At 36.6% G+C, this 16,606-nt stretch carries 16 protein-coding genes; 8 read left to right on the top strand and 8 right to left on the bottom strand.

The genetic code is table 11. The features are described 5' to 3' along the window. Positions 1 to 46 precede the first annotated feature (46 nt). Both BLQ00_RS11945 and BLQ00_RS11940 read right to left on the bottom strand, forming a co-directional pair. Positions 47 to 385 carry a tRNA-binding protein gene (locus BLQ00_RS11945; RefSeq protein WP_093144529.1) on the bottom strand — a complete coding sequence of 113 codons (339 nt, stop codon included), beginning with the start codon at positions 383 to 385 and terminating at the stop codon, positions 47 to 49. Continuing rightward, positions 375 to 686 carry a phosphoribosylpyrophosphate synthetase gene (locus BLQ00_RS11940; RefSeq protein WP_093144528.1) on the bottom strand — a complete coding sequence of 104 codons (312 nt, stop codon included), beginning with the start codon at positions 684 to 686 and terminating at the stop codon, positions 375 to 377. Before BLQ00_RS11940 ends, BLQ00_RS11945 begins: the two co-directional genes overlap by 11 nt. Before the next feature lie 117 nt (positions 687 to 803). Here BLQ00_RS11940 and BLQ00_RS11935 point away from each other — a divergent pair, with 117 nt between their 5' ends. Beyond that, on the top strand, positions 804 to 1,361 hold the full coding sequence (locus BLQ00_RS11935) for a thioredoxin family protein (protein WP_093144527.1): 558 nt from the start codon (positions 804 to 806) through the stop codon (positions 1,359 to 1,361). Between the two features lies 1 nt (position 1,362). On the opposite strand, the gene BLQ00_RS11930 is transcribed toward BLQ00_RS11935, so the two are convergent. Both BLQ00_RS11930 and BLQ00_RS11925 read right to left on the bottom strand, forming a co-directional pair. Then, positions 1,363 to 1,896 carry a YfiT family bacillithiol transferase gene (locus BLQ00_RS11930; protein WP_093144526.1) on the bottom strand — a complete coding sequence of 178 codons (534 nt, stop codon included), beginning with the start codon at positions 1,894 to 1,896 and terminating at the stop codon, positions 1,363 to 1,365. A gap of 83 nt (positions 1,897 to 1,979) precedes the next feature. Beyond that, entirely contained in the window at positions 1,980 to 2,915 is a 936-nt protein-coding gene (locus BLQ00_RS11925) for a peptidylprolyl isomerase (RefSeq protein ID WP_093144525.1), read from the bottom strand. A 199-nt stretch (positions 2,916 to 3,114) separates the two neighbouring features. Between BLQ00_RS11925 and BLQ00_RS11920 the strand changes: the two genes are divergently transcribed. Further along, positions 3,115 to 5,445, top strand: a complete 2,331-nt coding sequence (locus tag BLQ00_RS11920) for a T9SS type B sorting domain-containing protein (protein WP_093144524.1) — start codon at positions 3,115 to 3,117, stop codon at positions 5,443 to 5,445. Between the two features lie 4 nt (positions 5,446 to 5,449). Here BLQ00_RS11920 and recQ read toward each other — a convergent pair whose 3' ends face one another. Beyond that, a complete protein-coding gene (gene recQ, locus BLQ00_RS11915; RefSeq protein WP_093144523.1) occupies positions 5,450 to 7,642 on the bottom strand; it encodes a DNA helicase RecQ in 2,193 nt (730 codons plus the stop codon). Positions 7,643 to 7,844: 202 nt separating this feature from the next. On the opposite strand from recQ, the gene BLQ00_RS11910 reads away from it, so the two are divergent. The 4 genes from BLQ00_RS11910 to lptB are packed head-to-tail and all read left to right on the top strand — an operon-like array spanning position 7,845 to position 10,791. Beyond that, on the top strand, positions 7,845 to 8,810 hold the full coding sequence (locus BLQ00_RS11910; protein WP_093144522.1) for a KpsF/GutQ family sugar-phosphate isomerase: 966 nt from the start codon (positions 7,845 to 7,847) through the stop codon (positions 8,808 to 8,810). Continuing rightward, positions 8,810 to 9,652, top strand: a complete 843-nt coding sequence (gene tatC, locus BLQ00_RS11905) for a twin-arginine translocase subunit TatC (RefSeq protein WP_093144521.1) — start codon at positions 8,810 to 8,812, stop codon at positions 9,650 to 9,652. The genes BLQ00_RS11910 and tatC overlap by 1 nt, the downstream gene beginning before the upstream one ends. Next, positions 9,642 to 9,998 carry a carboxymuconolactone decarboxylase family protein gene (locus tag BLQ00_RS11900; RefSeq protein WP_093144520.1) on the top strand — a complete coding sequence of 119 codons (357 nt, stop codon included), beginning with the start codon at positions 9,642 to 9,644 and terminating at the stop codon, positions 9,996 to 9,998. Before tatC ends, BLQ00_RS11900 begins: the two co-directional genes overlap by 11 nt. 52 nt (positions 9,999 to 10,050) lie before the next feature. Then, on the top strand, positions 10,051 to 10,791 hold the full coding sequence (gene lptB, locus BLQ00_RS11895) for an LPS export ABC transporter ATP-binding protein (protein ID WP_093144519.1): 741 nt from the start codon (positions 10,051 to 10,053) through the stop codon (positions 10,789 to 10,791). Here lptB and BLQ00_RS11890 read toward each other — a convergent pair. After that, complete coding sequence (locus BLQ00_RS11890) at positions 10,788 to 11,954, bottom strand: T9SS type A sorting domain-containing protein (protein WP_093144518.1); 1,167 nt, start codon at positions 11,952 to 11,954, stop codon at positions 10,788 to 10,790. The two genes, lptB and BLQ00_RS11890, sit on opposite strands and share 4 nt — an antisense overlap. 42 nt (positions 11,955 to 11,996) lie before the next feature. Further along, complete coding sequence (locus BLQ00_RS11885) at positions 11,997 to 12,734, bottom strand: CDP-alcohol phosphatidyltransferase family protein (RefSeq protein ID WP_093144517.1); 738 nt, start codon at positions 12,732 to 12,734, stop codon at positions 11,997 to 11,999. A 127-nt stretch (positions 12,735 to 12,861) separates the two neighbouring features. On the opposite strand from BLQ00_RS11885, the gene BLQ00_RS11880 reads away from it, so the two are divergent. After that, positions 12,862 to 13,932, top strand: coding sequence for a putative type IX sorting system protein PorV2 (locus BLQ00_RS11880; protein WP_093144667.1), 1,071 nt, complete (start codon positions 12,862 to 12,864; stop codon positions 13,930 to 13,932). A 60-nt stretch (positions 13,933 to 13,992) separates the two neighbouring features. Further along, complete coding sequence (locus tag BLQ00_RS11875; RefSeq protein WP_229792642.1) at positions 13,993 to 15,189, top strand: lipoprotein N-acyltransferase Lnb domain-containing protein; 1,197 nt, start codon at positions 13,993 to 13,995, stop codon at positions 15,187 to 15,189. An 11-nt stretch (positions 15,190 to 15,200) separates the two neighbouring features. On the opposite strand, the gene BLQ00_RS11870 is transcribed toward BLQ00_RS11875, so the two are convergent. After that, the gene (locus BLQ00_RS11870; RefSeq protein WP_093144516.1) at positions 15,201 to 16,595 is read right to left on the bottom strand and encodes a sugar transferase; all 1,395 of its coding nucleotides are present in this window, start codon (positions 16,593 to 16,595) and stop codon (positions 15,201 to 15,203) included. Between the last annotated feature and the right edge of the window lie 11 nt (positions 16,596 to 16,606).

The raw sequence follows: 16,606 nt of genomic DNA, 5'->3' as shown, positions 1-16,606 counted from the left end.
AGAGTTTTAGATTTTAAATGTAAGAAAAGAGATGCTATACTAGAAATCACATGATTCGCAGGCCATTTTCAACTGTACTGCTTGGATGTAGTAATGTTACATCTTTTCCTTCAACAGCGCCTAACACCAAACATTCGCTCATAAAATTAGCGATTTGTTTCTTTGGAAAGTTTACGACTGCCATTATTTGCCGACCAATCAATTCTTCTTTGGTGTACTTGGTGGTAATTTGAGCAGAAGTTTTCTTAACGCCTAAGTCTTTTCCGAAGTCAATATGCAATTGATAAGAAGGGTTACGAGCTTTAGGAAAATCGTTTACTTCTAAGATAGTACCTATGCGCATTTCTACTTTTTCAAAATCGCTCCAACTTAAATCATGTGTCATGATGAATGGTTAATTTTTTGATCATTTCGGCAGAAATATTTCCAGATTCGGCGCCGTAGACGTCTACTAGCAAACCTTTGTGCCCACTTAGAGTTTCAATAACATATAAAATGGTATTATCTCCAGGATCGGTTAACCCTTCAAATCTAAAAAATTTTACCACTTCAAGCTCATGTGCTTTCCACATTTTTTTAATGGCTTTAGCTTCCACACCTTCATCTACTAAATTAAAATCTTCGGTGTAGCCTTCTTTCTGCAACGCTTCAATCGCTACTGAAAGTGACGAATATGCATTTTTCATAATAGTTTGTTTTTACTAAAGTTACAAGACTATAAAGACTTGGACAAAACTTTATAAATTCTTTGTGATGTTGTAACTTTATAAATATTCGTACTACTAATACTTTTAAAGCAAATTATGTCCCTCACCCCATCCAATATGCTACCTTTAGGCACAAAGGCTCCAGATTTTACATTAATCGACACGGTTACCAATAATCCAGTGTCTTTAACTCAAATTAAAGGAGACAAAGGAACTGTTGTTATGTTTATTTGCAATCACTGTCCTTTTGTGAAGCACGTAAATGAAGAAATTGTTCGTATCTCGAACGATTACCGCGTTCCTGGTTTTGGATTTGTAGCCATTAGCAGTAATGATGTAGAAAAATATCCTCAAGACGGTCCCAAAGAAATGTGGGATACGGCTCGAAAGGAAGATTATTCATTTCCTTATTTATACGATGAAACTCAAGAAGTGGCTAAAGCTTACGATGCTGCTTGTACGCCCGACTTTTATTTATTCGATGCCGATTTAAAATTGGTGTATCGTGGTCAGTTAGACAATTCACGTCCTGGTAATGGAATTCCAGTTAATGGAAGAGATTTGCGAGAAGCTTTGGATAATATTTTAAACAATAATGCGCAGCGCAAAGACCAAAAACCAAGTATTGGCTGTAATATTAAGTGGAAACAATAGCTTATTTCCAGCCTTCTCGTTTTAGTAAATTTTCGATATGTGCATAATGATGATTGCTATGCCATGCGTACATTCCAGTATTTTGTGCTAAAGAAACTTTTTGCTCTTTCTCTGGATGCACAAACTCCTTCAAAAAATCGTCAGGTGTCATTCCCTTTAACAAATACACTAGTTTCGCATGTAAAGATGTAATTGCTTGCAGCGATAGTTGAATTGGTGCCGCATAATCTCTTCCTTTAGCCCAATCTGCTTCTTGATACACTTTTATTAAAGGCGTAGCTTCTGTTAATGCCCATTTGAATCGGATGTAACTATTATGATGACTATCGTACACGTGATGCACTACTTGTTTTACCGTCCAACCATCGGGGCGATACGGAGTATTTAATTGCGCTTCGGAAAGATTCTCAACCAAAGAAACCAATCGATTTGGGAAGTGCTCTAATATTGAAATCCAAGCAGTTAAAATTTCAGCAGTAATGTTTGAAGGGCTTTCAAACTTCCCAATTGGGTACCTTAGTTTCTCTATATCCATTTCGTAAAAATACAAAACGCCTCAGTTTCCTGAAGCGTTTTTATTTTTTAAATGAACGATTTTTCTTTCGCTTAAAAAAGAACTTATCCTTTTACATTCATTAATTCTACGTCAAATATCAAAGTAGCATTTGGAGGAATTACTCCACCAGCACCAGCTTCTCCGTATGCCAAATTTGAAGGAATTACAAAACGAGCTTTATCGCCAGTTTTCAATAATAAAATTCCTTCGTCCCAGCCTTCAATCACTTGACCAACACCCACAGCAAATTCAATTGGATTTCCGCGTTTGTATGAAGAATCAAATTCAGTACCATCAGCTAACATTCCTTTGTAGTGTACCGCTACTGTTTGTCCCTTTTCAGGTGAAGCCCCATCTCCTTTTTGAATGTGCTTGTAATACAAACCGCTATCAGTTTTATCGAAACCTTGCACTAAATCTGCCATAGCTTCTTCTTGTTTCTTTCTTGCAGCAGCTTCACGCTCTGCTCTAGATCCTGTAAATTGTCTGAAAGCTTCAACAGCATTCCAGTTTTTAGCATCATCTCCAACGCGAATAATTTCAACAGATAACATGGTATCTCCTTGTGCAACACTATCTACTACATCTTGCCCTTCAACTACTTCACCAAAAACAGTATGCTTATTATCCAACCAATCTGTAGGAACGTGTGTGATAAAAAACTGACTTCCATTAGTTCCAGGCCCTGCATTTGCCATCGAAAAAATACCTGGCTTGTCATGCTTTAATTCTGGATGAAACTCATCATCAAACTTGTATCCTGGACCACCAGCACCAGTTCCAGCAGGATCTCCTCCTTGAATCATGAAATCTTGAAGCACACGGTGAAATTTTAACCCATCGTAATATGGAGTTCCTTGTGGTTTCGCTTTATTTTCAAGATTCCCTTCTGCTAAAGCCACAAAGTTACCAACCGTACCCGGTGTTTCTTTGTAGGTTAACTTTCCTAAAATCTCTCCTTTTTCAGTAGTTATTTTTGCGTAAATACCGTCTTGCATTATTTCTATTTTTGAAGTTAAAACGCTTTAACTAAAGCGTATCTATTTAATTTTGCAAAGGTACAACTATTGTAGATTTTTTTCAGACTAGTTATGTTATAGAAATTATAAATAGTTCTCAATAGTTAAAACACGAAAAGAAGGGCGTAATAAAATTGATTTCTATAATTTTGCACGCTATTTAAATGACGATCCCCTTATGAGAGTATCGCTAATAACGATATGTATTATTTGCTTTACAGCGACCTTATATGCTCAAAACATAAGTGTTGATGGCGCAGGGTATTCTCCACAACAACTCATTGAAGATGTTTTAATTAACAATAGTTGTATTCAAAACATCCAAGTTACCAATACTGTCGGCGGTAATTTTTCAAACGGAGCCAAGAGTTTTGGCTATTTTGACGCAAACGGAAGTTCTTTTCCGCTAGAAAGAGGTCTTATTTTAAGCACCGGACAAATTAATCATGTTCCTGGTCCCAATACAAATTTAAGTGATGATGACGCGCCTGGTTGGGGAGGAGATGCCGATTTAGAACAAGCACTCAATATCTCAAACTCTACCAATGCAACTAGCATCGAATTCGACTTTGTTCCCAATGCAGACTTCATACAGTTTCGGTACTTATTTGCTTCCGAAGAATACCAACAAAACTCACCTAACACCTGTATTTATTCAGATGCTTTCGCTTTTTTAATCAAACCCGTTGGCGGAACATACACCAATATTGCCTTGGTTCCTGGAACGAACACTCCTGTGCTTGTTACGACAGTACACTCGGGGATTCCTGGGGCTTGTGCTCCCATAAACGAACAGTATTTTGAAAGTTGGAACGGTGCGAACGTCCCTATTAATTTTAATGGGCAGACCAAAATTCTTACTGCGGAAACTGCGGTGGTTCCCAATCAAACTTATCACATCAAACTAGTCATTGCCGATGAAGCCAACTATCGTTATGACTCGGTTGTTTTTTTAGAAGCTGAAAGTTTTACAATTTCCGCAAGTTTAGGACCTGACAGAACCATAACTTCAAGCAACCCATTGTGCGCAGGAGAGGTGTACACACTAGACGCAACACCTCCCGGAACACCACCCAATAGCTATACTTGGTATAAAAATGATGTTTTATTAACTGGAGAAAACTCGCCACAACTTACAATTACTGGAGACGGTTTTTATAAAGTGGTACTCGATTTTGGATCTGGTTGTATTGCAACCGACGAAGTTACCATTGAATATGCACCTCCTGTTCCAGCACAGGGCGCTATTTTATATCAATGCGAACCTTCCGACACCGGAATCGCCACTTTTAATCTTTTTGATGCAACTCCTCAAATTATAGATGGAGATAACACCCTTCAAGTACTTGGTTTTTATCCTTCCTATGTTGAAGCTCAAAATGACATTAATAGAATTACAAATCCAAACGCATATACGAATACCATTGTAAACGAAACCGTTTATTCGAAGGTACTATCATCGTATAATTGTACTGGAATTGCGCCTTTAAGTCTTAGAACTACCACAAATGTCATTCCGCCCTACGAGTTGGTAAACTGCTCGATGTTAGATAATTTTGAGGTAGCTGAATTCAATTTAGCAGAAGCCACTTCTCAAATTGAAGCTGACCTCGGCACTGACATCACCGTGGCGTATTTTCGAAACTATAACGACGCCATAGAAAACACAAACGCGTTGCCTTCCGAAGTAATAAATATTGAAAATTTTGAAATTATTTACGGTCGCGTTTCTGGCGCTAGAGGTTGCGAAGGCATAACACAAATCTATCTTTCAGTTATTTCAACACCTCAATTTGAAGAGCGCAGTTTTAGCTATTGCACCCACCTCTCTCCAGAAACAATCACTATCGATTCTGGAGTTATTGACACTACAAACAATTATTCGTATGTATGGTCAACGGGAGAAAGGACAGCAACCATCGATGTTGATTCAGGTGGAACGTACACCGTAACTGTAACAAACACCGTTCGGATTCGCGGTTTATTACACGAATGTAGTGCTACAAATTCTATTTCTGTTATTGCTTCGGAAACTGCCGAAATTACATACGATGTTGTAGGTCCCTATGGAAATCAAAACATTGTTATAATGGCTAGTGGCGCTGGCGATTATGAATACGCACTACACACCCCTTTTGGTCCTTTTCAAGAAAGTCCTATTTTTGAAAATGTCCGTGGTGGTGTCCATGTAGTGTATGTGCGAGACCGAAATGGTTGTGGTATTACAAGTGCGCGAATCTATGTACTTGACTTTCCGAAGTATTTTACACCCAATAATGATGGATATCACGATGTTTGGAATGTAAAAGGAATTGATGAAACAGACGTACAAATAACATATGTCGAACTATTTGACCGATTTGGAAAATTACTTTTCCGAAGTACTGAAACTACTCCAGATTGGGACGGCACATACAATGGCAATCCCTTACCTTCATCCGATTATTGGTTTAAAGTTTATTTTACAACTGGTGATTTTTACCGTGGGCATTTTACGATGAAACGATAGCTTCTTAATTTGCTACTTCACTTATAAATTTGATACGGTACAAACGAAGTTCTTCTAGATCGTATTCCCCATCAAACTCTTCCATTGCTATTTCAATTTTATCGCTTTCGGCTTCTAAAAAGTACTCATGGATTTCTTCTTGTTGGTCTTCATCTAAAATATCATCTACCCAATAGCTAATATTTAATTTGGTTCCACTGTATACGATGGCTTCCATTTCCTTAATAAAATCACTCATTTCCAGTCCTTTGGAAGCAGCAATATCGGTTAACGGGAGTTTTCTGTCCACATTTTGGATAATATATAGCTTTAAAGCACTATTACTCCCTGTAGATTTAATAACAAAATCGTCTGGACGTAGAATATCATTTTCTTCAACGTAATTTTTAATTAACGCGATAAATGTTTTTCCGTATTTTTTGGCTTTTCCATCTCCTACTCCATGAACATTAGAAAGTTCGTCAAGGTTTACAGGATATTTTAACGCCATATCCTCTAAAGAGGGATCTTGAAAAATAACAAATGGTGGCAGATTAAGTTTATCGGCTACTTTTTTACGCTCTGCTTTTAATAATTTAAAAAGATTTTCGTCTGCAATAGCGGCTCCTTTTTGAACCACCACAATACTATCATCGTTTGCTTCTTTAAACGAATGGTCTTCAGTCATCATAAATGAAACTGGCTTTTTCAGATATTCTTTTCCAGCTTCTGTTAATTTCACGACACCATAGGTTTCTATATCTTTCCGAAGGTATCCTTCCACCAATACTTGACGAAGTAATGCCATCCAAAACGCAGCTTCTTGATCGGATCCGCTTCCGAAGAAATCTTGTGTATCGGTACGATGCGACTTAATCATTGCATTTACTTTCCCAACCAAAACATTGACAACCTCTTTCGATTTGTATTGTTCGTTGGTATTATCTACCACTTTTAGAAGTTTAACCACTTCATTTTTGGCTTCATGTTTCTTTTTGGGATGACGCATATTATCATCCATATCGCCACCTTCGCCTGTTTCATTGTCAAATTCTTCCCCAAAATAATGAAGAATGAATTTACGCCGAGACATGGAAGTTTCACAAAAAGCAACAACTTCTTGCAATAATGCGTGTCCTATTTCCTGTTCGGCAACAGGTTTACCACTCATAAACTTTTCGAGCTTCTCAATATCTTTATACGAGTAATAGGCTAAACAATGGCCTTCACCACCATCTCTACCTGCTCTACCCGTTTCTTGATAGTAGCTTTCGATACTTTTAGGAATGTCGTTATGAATTACAAAACGAACATCTGGTTTATCGATTCCCATACCAAAAGCAATAGTTGCGACCACCACATCGGTATCTTCCATCAAAAACATGTCCTGGTGCTTCACTCTTGTTTTAGCATCTAATCCTGCATGATATGGAACTGCTTTAATACCGTTTACTTGTAGTATCTGTGCCAATTCTTCAACACGTTTTCTACTCAAACAATATACAATTCCGCTTTTTCCTTGATGTTGTTTTACAAATCGAGTAATATCACCATCTACATTTTTAGTTTTAGGTCTAATCTCGTAATATAAATTAGGACGATTAAAGGATGCCTTGAATGTATTGGCGTTTTGGATGGAAAGGTTTTTAAGAATATCCTCTTGCACCTTGGGCGTAGCGGTTGCTGTAAGCCCTATGATTGGAATATTATCACCAATCCGTTCTATAATTGACTTTAAATTTCGGTATTCGGGTCTAAAATCATGTCCCCACTCACTAATACAATGCGCTTCATCTATCGCTAAGAAAGAAATAGTTTGGGCTTGTAAAAATTCTACATATTCATCTTTGGTAAGCGATTCTGGCGCCACATATAGTAATTTTGTGATTCCATTTTCAATATCGCTTTTTACATTTCGAATTTCAGTTTTATTTAATGACGAGTTAAGTACATGCGCAATGCCATCTTCAGACGACAACGCTCTAATAGCATCTACTTGGTTTTTCATTAAAGCAATTAACGGGGATACAACAATAGCGGTTCCATTTTCCATTAATGCCGGTAATTGATAGCACAATGATTTTCCTCCACCTGTTGGCATTATAACAAACGTATCACGCCCAGATAGGACGCTTTTTATCACTCCTTCTTGTAGGCCTTTGAATTTTGTGAATCCAAAATATTTTTTGAGTGCTGCATAAATATCTACTTCACTCACGACTTTAAATTTCTTTTAAACATAATTCTAATTTGGACTTCAAAATTAATTGTTTTAACACAGGAACAATTGTAATTTTGCAACCATTATAAAATAACTGCATCTTATACATGTATATTGTTGTAAAACGAACTTAAATTTTGTTTTCAATCTAAATATACTAATTTCTGAAACAGTTACAAACAAACAAAAGCGTAAAATTTTGAAGAAAAAACTCCGAATTATATCTATCGCAAAACAAGCTATTGAAACTGAAGGTAAAGCTATCCTCAATTTAGCCAATTTAGTGGACGAAGAATTTGCCGATGCTGTAGACTATATTTATCATTCAAAAGGCAGAGTTATTATAACTGGAATTGGGAAAAGTGCCAATATTGCTACTAAAATTGTAGCAACCTTAAATTCTACAGGAACTCCTGCTATTTTTATGCACGCCGCAGATGCCATTCATGGCGATCTTGGAACCATACAAGAAAATGATACTGTGATATGCATTTCAAAAAGTGGAAACACACCTGAAATAAAAGTATTAGTTCCTCTTATAAAGGCAATTGGCAATAAATTAATTGCCATTACATCTAATAAAGAGTCATTTTTAGGCACACAAGCAGATTACGTTTTACACGCTTATGTTGAAAAAGAAGCGTGTCCTAACAACCTAGCACCTACAACCAGTACAACTGCACAGTTAGTGATTGGAGATGCTTTAGCCATGTCGTTATTAGACCTTCACGGCTTTTCTAGTAAGGATTTTGCGAAATTCCACCCAGGAGGTTCTTTGGGTAAAAAATTATACTTGAGAGTAAGCAATCTTACTTCTTTAAATGAAAAGCCTCAAGTACATCCAGACACCGATGTAAAACAAGTAATTGTTGAAATTTCTGAAAAGATGCTAGGTGTTACTGCTGTAGTTGAAAACAATGAAATTATTGGAATTATTACCGATGGTGATTTACGTAGAATGTTGACCAAAGTAGATACATTTAAAGGCTTGACTGCAAAAGACATTATGACCAAAAATCCTAAAAAAATCAACAACGACGCAATGGCGGTTGAAGCTATGGAAATAATGGATACCTTTGGCATTACACAAATTCTTGCCGAAAAAGATGGTGAATATTGTGGTGTAGTACACATTCATAACCTGACGAAGGAAGGTATTATTTAATGGCAAAAAAGTTACAAAATAAGAGTCCTGAAAAGGAAATGTCATTTTTAGATCATTTAGAGGATTTACGTTGGCATTTAATTCGATCTACAGTAGCTGTTGTGGTAATTGCTACCATTGCTTTTATTGCAAAAGATTTTATTTTCGACGTATTAATTTTCGGACCAAAAAGTCCGGACTTTCCAACTTACAAATTACTTTGTAAAGTCGCTAATACCATCGGATTAGAAGACAGTTTCTGCTTTACCGAATCGCAGTTTAGAATTCAGAGTAGAACGATGGCAGGACAGTTTTCGGCTCATATTTGGACTTCCATCATGGCTGGTTTTATAATTGCCTTCCCGTATATTTTATATGAATTCTGGAAATTTATAAGTCCTGGATTGCGAGACAACGAACGCAGTACAAGTCGTGGTTTTATTATTGTAGCATCCCTTTTATTCTTTATTGGTGTATTATTTGGATACTACGTTGTAACTCCATTATCTATCAACTTTTTAGGAAGCTATCGCGTAAGTGATCAAGTTTTCAACGATTTCGATTTAAGTAGTTACATTGGCTTGGTAAGAGCTTCAGTTATTGCCAGCGGACTTATTTTCGAACTCCCAATATTAATTTATTTCTTAACAAAAATAGGCTTGGTAACACCGCAATACCTTCGGAAGTACCGAAAATTTGCATTGGTTATCGTTTTAATTATTTCCGCAGTAATCACACCACCCGATATCGCAAGTCAGATTATCGTTTCTGTACCCGTCATTATTTTATACGAGATCAGCATATTTATTTCAGCATGGGTTATCAGAAAACAAAAAAGAAAAGCAAAAGCACATGGCAACTAATATAGTAGAAGAGTTTAACGCCTATCGCTCTAAAATGAACGATAAAATGCTAGAGGACAACAACAAAATCCTTAAGCGTATTTTTAACCTTGACACCAATGCTTTTATGGAAGGCGCGTTGTCGAAAAAAACAAAAGAATTGCTAGGTCTTGGTAATTCACTCGTTTTACGATGTGACGACTGTGTGCGTTATCACCTAGAAGAATGCCATAGACTTGGACTAACCAAAGAAGAAGTTGTGGAAGGAATGTCTGTTTCTTTATTAATTGGTGGAACCATTGTAATCCCTCATTTACGAAGAGCTTTTGAATATTGGGAAGCCTTAGAAGAAAACAGCAAATCCTAATTACATAATTATATAGTACTTTTGCCGTTTAAATAACCCAAGCACACGCTACATGAAATTAAAAGCCGAAAATCTTATTAAATCCTATAAAGGCCGAAAAGTGGTTAAAGGCATTAGCGTGGAAGTAAATCAGGGTGAAATTGTCGGACTATTAGGTCCGAACGGGGCTGGAAAAACCACTTCATTTTATATGATTGTAGGGCTAATCAAGCCCAACGGCGGTTCCATTCACTTAGAAGGTACCGATATTACCAAATATCCGATGTACAAGCGTGCACAAAACGGAATTGGATATTTGGCGCAAGAAGCATCTGTTTTTAGAAAACTAAGCGTTGAAGACAATATTTTAAGCGTTTTACAACTTACCAAGCTTTCAAAAAAAGAGCAAGTAAAAAAAATGGAATCGCTTATTGAAGAGTTCGGATTGGGGCACATTCGTAAAAACCGTGGTGATTTATTAAGTGGAGGAGAACGACGACGTACCGAAATTGCACGTGCTTTGGCTACCGACCCTCATTTCATTTTGCTAGACGAACCGTTTGCAGGAGTAGATCCTGTGGCGGTTGAAGACATTCAGCGAATTGTGGCGCAGTTAAAGAACAAAAATATTGGGATTCTAATTACCGATCATAACGTACAAGAAACCTTGGCAATTACCGACCGCACCTACTTAATGTTTGAAGGAAGCATCTTGAAACACGGTAAACCTGAAGAATTGGCCGCCGACGAAATGGTTCGGAAAGTATATTTAGGTCAAAACTTCGAACTTCGTAAAAAGAAGTTAGAGTTTTAGTTTTTCACTAGTTTTAAATAATTACTGCTTTTTTCAAAAGTAAACTTCAAAATATAAACACCTACAGATAAATAAGATGTATTTATGGTTTTATTCATGGTCTGCCCTTTTGAAATCAGCACACCATTCAAGCTATAAATCTCATATCCTACATTTTCATTAATTCCGGACACTGAAATAATGTCTTTTGCTGGATTTGGAGTTACAAACACCGTGTCTAATTCATTTTCAGAAACGGATAACAGATCTGGATCTAACTTCCACACTTCTCTTGAAAACACAGTGTTTCCAGTAGAAGGATCTTGAAATACTCCTGACCCTACATACCCAAAATCTCCAATAGAAAAACTAAAATTATTGGTTCCTCCGTATCCACAATTTTCAATAGACTCCCAAATATCTTGTGTTGGCGAATACCTGTAAAATTGCCCCTGATACATTGGGTACATCCCTACATATCCATAATCCCCAATCGAAAAACTTGCGTCGGGTGAGAAAAAATCCATAGGAACATCCGCTTTTCTTGTCCAACCATCTGAAGTCGGATCGTATTCCCAAAATTCATTATAATAACTAAAATTATCATTATTGTAGGCAAAATAGCCTTTGTCTCCTATACTGAAACCTGATTGATATCCATCATTATAACTCGGATAAGAAGCCTTAACGGTCCATGAGTCAGAAATTGGATCATACGCCTTAAAATGCTCTGAAGAATGCCCAGAAACGAGTAAGTATCCTAAATTGTTAATTGCGAATGTAGCTCCATAAAAACCTCCAAAACCAAAATCGGAATATGAAGTGCCTGTTTTTGGCTCCCAAGTATCTGCTAATGCGTTGTATTTCCAAATAAAAACACTAAAATTAGGCTCATCATCACACATTACATAGCCTTCATCATTTAATGTAAATGAAGTAAATCCATTTCCAAGTAGGTATGGAAAATCTGCTTTTTGTTCCCAGCTATCAGAACTAACATCGTACGCATACACATTAATTACAGCAGAACCATCAATAGAGGTTAAAACAATAGCTCCATCACTGACAGCAAAAGAAGTTTTAATTCTAGTTTCAGTTGGAAAATCACTTAAGGGCTGCCATGCGTCCTGTGAAAAACAGGAAAAAGAAAGTAAAAGGATACAGATAAGCTTAACGGTATTCATAAAATTTAGTTTAATTAGCTGTAAACAAGTTACTTAAAATCATCAATCTTTCCAAAAAAGAGACAGTAAAATGTAACTCAAAATAATTAACGGAATTGCTAAAAAGTGGAAGATTACAATCAACACAACACTTAATAGCAAAAACACATACCGAAGCGCATTGCTTTTAAAATCCCACGTTTTAAATTTCAATGCAAAAAGAGGAATTTCAGCATTCAATAAAATACAACTCAAGAGCGTAAAACCTATTAAAAACCATTTGTTTAAAATGATAGCTGCCAATCCTTCAGAATATTGAAAATGTAAAATAAGTGGCAAACTTAAAATCAAAATGGTGTTTGCTGGCGTTGGCAACCCAATAAAACTAGACGTCTGTCGTGTATCTACATTAAATTTAGCCAAACGATATGCCGAAGCTACTGCCACAAGCAATCCGATAAAAGGGAAATAATGAGACATTCCTATGTTCCACCCTTCCGATGAGAAGATTTCGGTAAGAACGATAGGTCCTCCAAACAACGATTCGTGTAACAATTGCACCAGAACAATGGCAGGCGCTACACCACTCGTAACCATATCTGCCAACGAGTCTAACTGCAAGCCAACATCGCTATGCGCTTTTAATAATCGCGCTGCTAACCCATCAAAGAAATCGAAAAATATTCCGAAGATAACAAATAGAGACGCCGTGATTAAATCGCCAGAAACAGCAAAGAGAATAGCCACACAACCACACAGTAAATTGAGCGAGGTTATTATATTAGGTACCTGTTTTATCATATATAAAAGTTCAATCTTGTAAAAATAGGAAAGTATTTACGTCTAACGCAATGAAAACACAATATGTACACAAAATTATAGTTTAATATTTTACAAATTAGTAAGATATTTGCTTAAAAATAAAAGCTTGAAGAAAAACCTCCTTTTTATATTCTTATTAGCCTCCTTCGTGGCTTCTTCACAATCGGTTCGTAAGTATTCTAACGAATTTATGAACATTGGGGTGGATGCAAGAGCCTTTGGTATGTCTAACGCTGTTGTTGCTAGCACTGCCGATGTAAATTCAGGCTATTGGAATCCTGCAGGATTGGTGAATCTTGAAGACAAGCAGATTTCCTTAATGCATGCTTCTTATTTTGCAAACATCGCAAGCTACGATTACGGTGCTTTCGCCATGCCTTTGGATGAGAAAAGTGCGGTAGGATTCTCGATTATCCGTTTTGGAGTCGATGATATTTTAAATACTACGCAACTGATTGACGACCAAGGAAACATCGATTACAATCGTATTAGTTTGTTTTCAACGGCAGATTATGGTTTTACATTTTCGTATGCACGTAAGCTTCCGTTAGACGGTTTAAATTATGGTGTGAACGCAAAAATTATTCGTCGTGTAATTGGTGATTTTGCTTCCTCGTGGGGGTTTGGATTGGATGCCGGAATTCAGTTTAAAACCAAAAACGATTGGCAGTTTGGAGTTATGGTTCGTGATATCACCACCACTTTTAATGCATGGGCTATTGACGAAGATGAGTTTGCAACTATTCAAGGAGCTGTCGAGGGACAAAACCAAGAACTACCAGAATCGACCGAGATTACCATTCCGAAGTTACAACTAGGAATGTCTAAAAACTTCTTATTTCATTTTGATTACTCACTACGAACCGAAGTAGATTTAAACTTCCGATTTGCTGAAACAAACGATATTATTTCCTCTTCCTCAACCAGTATCACACCCGCGTTAGGATTAGAATTTGGGTATATCGACATGATTTTTGTTCGAGGTGGTGTTGGGAATTTCCAGAATGTAACCCAATTAGATGGGAGCGATTCGGTAGGATTTCAACCTAATATTGGAGTTGGTTTTAAATACAAAGGTATTTATGTAGATTATGCGCTTACCGATATTGGCGATCAAAGTGCAGCCTTGTATTCGAATGTATTTTCGGTGAAACTAGACTGGAATGTTTTCCGTTAAAAACAAAAAGTTCCCTCAGATATTCATTACTTTTATTTCTGAAACTGATTCCTTGTACTCGTGATTAAAAAACTCCTTTTCCTTTTCGTTCTTAGCATTGCATTTTCAGCAAACGCACAATTTATTCCCCTTTCTGAAACTTCCGAAGTAAGCATTTTAACCATTGGCCCTGGTGATCAATTGTATGATAAATTTGGACATAGCGCTTTCAGAATCAAAGATGAAAACAGCAATACAGATATCGTTTTTAATTATGGTGTATACGATTTTAATACGCCGAATTTCTACACCAAATTTGCACAAGGAAAACTTTTATATGAGTTAGGACTTCGTGATTTCACTTCCTTTTTAGAAAGCTACAAACGACAAAATAGATGGGTGAAAGAACAAACTTTAGACCTATCTATTGCTGAAAAACAAGCCATGTTCGACTTTTTATTGAACAATGCTAAAACAGAAAATAAAAAATACAAATACGATTTCTTTTACGACAATTGCGCGACTAAAATTAGAGATGTATTACAAGAAGTATTAGGCAATAAATTAGTATTCAATCAAGAGCATATTATTGAAGAATATACGTTTAGACAACTTATTCAGAAAAATGTAAAAGCCAACACTTGGGGCAGCTTAGGAATGGACATTGCCATTGGCGCTGTGGTCGATAAGAAGGCTACTCCTATCCAATACCAGTTTTTACCAGACTATGTGTTTAAGGGAGCTGAAAACGCCGAAATTAATAAAAACGGCACCAAAATAGCTTTGGTAAAAGATACAACTGTATTATTTGAAGCCAACCGTGGAGAGGATACAATTCATTTTTTCACGAGTCCATTCTTTATTTTCGGACTGTTAGCGTTGGGCATTCTATTTATCACGTTTAAAGATTATAAAAACAAAACGCGCAGTCGCTACTTAGACGCCGTTCTTTTTGGATTTACGGGCTTGGTGGGGATTTTACTACTCCTTCTTTGGTTTGGTACCGATCACACCGCAACAGCTAACAACTATAACTTATTATGGGCTTTTCCGCTCTCGCTATTATTTATGGGTGCTATTGCAAAAAAGCAACCTAAGTTTTGGCTTAAAAAGTATCTTTTCTTACTCGTTTTACTTTTTGCGTTGCTTACCATACATTGGATTACTGGGGTGCAAGAATTTGCCATCGGACTCCTTCCATTGTTCATAGCTTTAGTGGTCCGATATGTATTTTTAATTCGGTTTACAGACTTTAAACCTGTGGAAGAAACGAAGTAATACAGAATAATCTACTGCCCTCTGTAGAAAATAATTGTACTCAATGTTTTTATAACAATACTAATGTCTAGAAATAGGCTTCTATGCTTAATATAATACAAATCGTATTGTAGCTTTTCTAAGGCATCTTCTTCAGAAGCTCCATATTTAGCGTTTACTTGCGCCCAACCTGTTACGCCTGGTTTTACAAGGTGTCTAATTTCATAAAACGGAATGGCTTCAGAAAGATTTTTAACAAAGATAGGACGTTCTGGTCGTGGTCCTATCACACTCATATCCCCTTTTATTACGTTTATGAATTGTGGAATTTCATCAAAGCGAGACTTCCGAAGAAAGCGTCCAAATTTTGTCACTCTAGTATCGCCTGCCGATGCAAACTGTGCGCCGTGCTTCTCGGCATCGGTTACCATACTTCGTAGTTTATAAATCTTAAAGTGCTTTCCATTTCGGCCCACTCGGATTTGCGAGTAAAACAACGGACCTCTATTCGCAAATAAATTACCCACTAAAATAATGGGAAACAAAACGAGTCCAAACACCAATCCGATGGCAGAAAAAAGCAAGTCTAAAATACGATGAAAAAAGAGATAGAGCTTGTTTTGATTGCTTCGACTGAATGGAAAATAACGGTAAAAATCTTTATCTACGTGCTGCACAGGTACTCGATGCGTAATCTCTTCGTACACTTGTGTATATTCTCGAATTGCAACGCCACTCTCCAACATTGAAATCAATTTATTGTACAAAGAGACCGTCATTCCACTTGATTGTGGTGTTGCAACAACAATTTCTGAAATAGAATTTTTATGAACTATTTTTTCAATTCCTTTTACTGAAAACTCTTCAAAATCTTTAAAATGCTTCGGAATGTATTTTTCTGAACTTGTATTGACAAATCCTACCACTTTATAATTAGGATCCGACTTTTGAAGGGAATTCACAATAGCATCTATGTCTGAAGCATTACCAATAAGCAAAACTCTTTTAAAAAAGCGAGGAGCGGAAATTAAAACGATGTATGCGTACCGCCATATAAACAGGGCAATATTTACTGAAATATAGAAATAGACAATTTGTAAACGATTTACAGGAAGGGTTGGTGTAAAAAAGGGTGTTAACAAATAGATTAATACTGTTACCGATGATGTAAGGATTATATTTTGTACAACAATTTCAAATTTACTTGCTTTTTGAAGGTTGTATAACTCGAAAATAGTCCCAAAAACGGTAAGATATAATGCCAATACAATGGACCACATCCAGTGCTCAGAATTAATTTTAAAGTAATCAAAATTAAAAATTTGCCCTACTAAATATAGAAGACCAAGGACACTTGCGATGTCAAAAATACGTAAGAGTACCTTCCGTTCAGAAATATCGAAATGAATACTAGAATTGTTATCCATACATTGTGTTT

The sequence above is a fragment of the Ulvibacter litoralis genome, assembly GCF_900102055.1.
In the GTDB taxonomy this organism is placed as follows: Bacteria; Bacteroidota; Bacteroidia; order Flavobacteriales; family Flavobacteriaceae; genus Ulvibacter; species Ulvibacter litoralis.
This window is presented reverse-complemented; position numbering and strand designations above follow the sequence as displayed.

Coding starts and splice junctions, on each gene's coding strand:
- BLQ00_RS11945 (WP_093144529.1), bottom strand. CDS start 385: ATGACACATGATTTAAGTTGGAGCGATTTTGAAAAAGTAGAAATGCGC.
- BLQ00_RS11940 (WP_093144528.1), bottom strand. CDS start 686: ATGAAAAATGCATATTCGTCACTTTCAGTAGCGATTGAAGCGTTGCAG.
- BLQ00_RS11935 (WP_093144527.1), top strand. CDS start 804: ATGTCCCTCACCCCATCCAATATGCTACCTTTAGGCACAAAGGCTCCA.
- BLQ00_RS11930 (WP_093144526.1), bottom strand. CDS start 1,896: ATGGATATAGAGAAACTAAGGTACCCAATTGGGAAGTTTGAAAGCCCT.
- BLQ00_RS11925 (WP_093144525.1), bottom strand. CDS start 2,915: ATGCAAGACGGTATTTACGCAAAAATAACTACTGAAAAAGGAGAGATT.
- BLQ00_RS11920 (WP_093144524.1), top strand. CDS start 3,115: ATGAGAGTATCGCTAATAACGATATGTATTATTTGCTTTACAGCGACC.
- tatC (WP_093144521.1), top strand. CDS start 8,810: ATGGCAAAAAAGTTACAAAATAAGAGTCCTGAAAAGGAAATGTCATTT.
- BLQ00_RS11900 (WP_093144520.1), top strand. CDS start 9,642: ATGGCAACTAATATAGTAGAAGAGTTTAACGCCTATCGCTCTAAAATG.
- lptB (WP_093144519.1), top strand. CDS start 10,051: ATGAAATTAAAAGCCGAAAATCTTATTAAATCCTATAAAGGCCGAAAA.
- BLQ00_RS11890 (WP_093144518.1), bottom strand. CDS start 11,954: ATGAATACCGTTAAGCTTATCTGTATCCTTTTACTTTCTTTTTCCTGT.
- BLQ00_RS11885 (WP_093144517.1), bottom strand. CDS start 12,734: ATGATAAAACAGGTACCTAATATAATAACCTCGCTCAATTTACTGTGT.
- BLQ00_RS11870 (WP_093144516.1), bottom strand. CDS start 16,595: ATGGATAACAATTCTAGTATTCATTTCGATATTTCTGAACGGAAGGTA.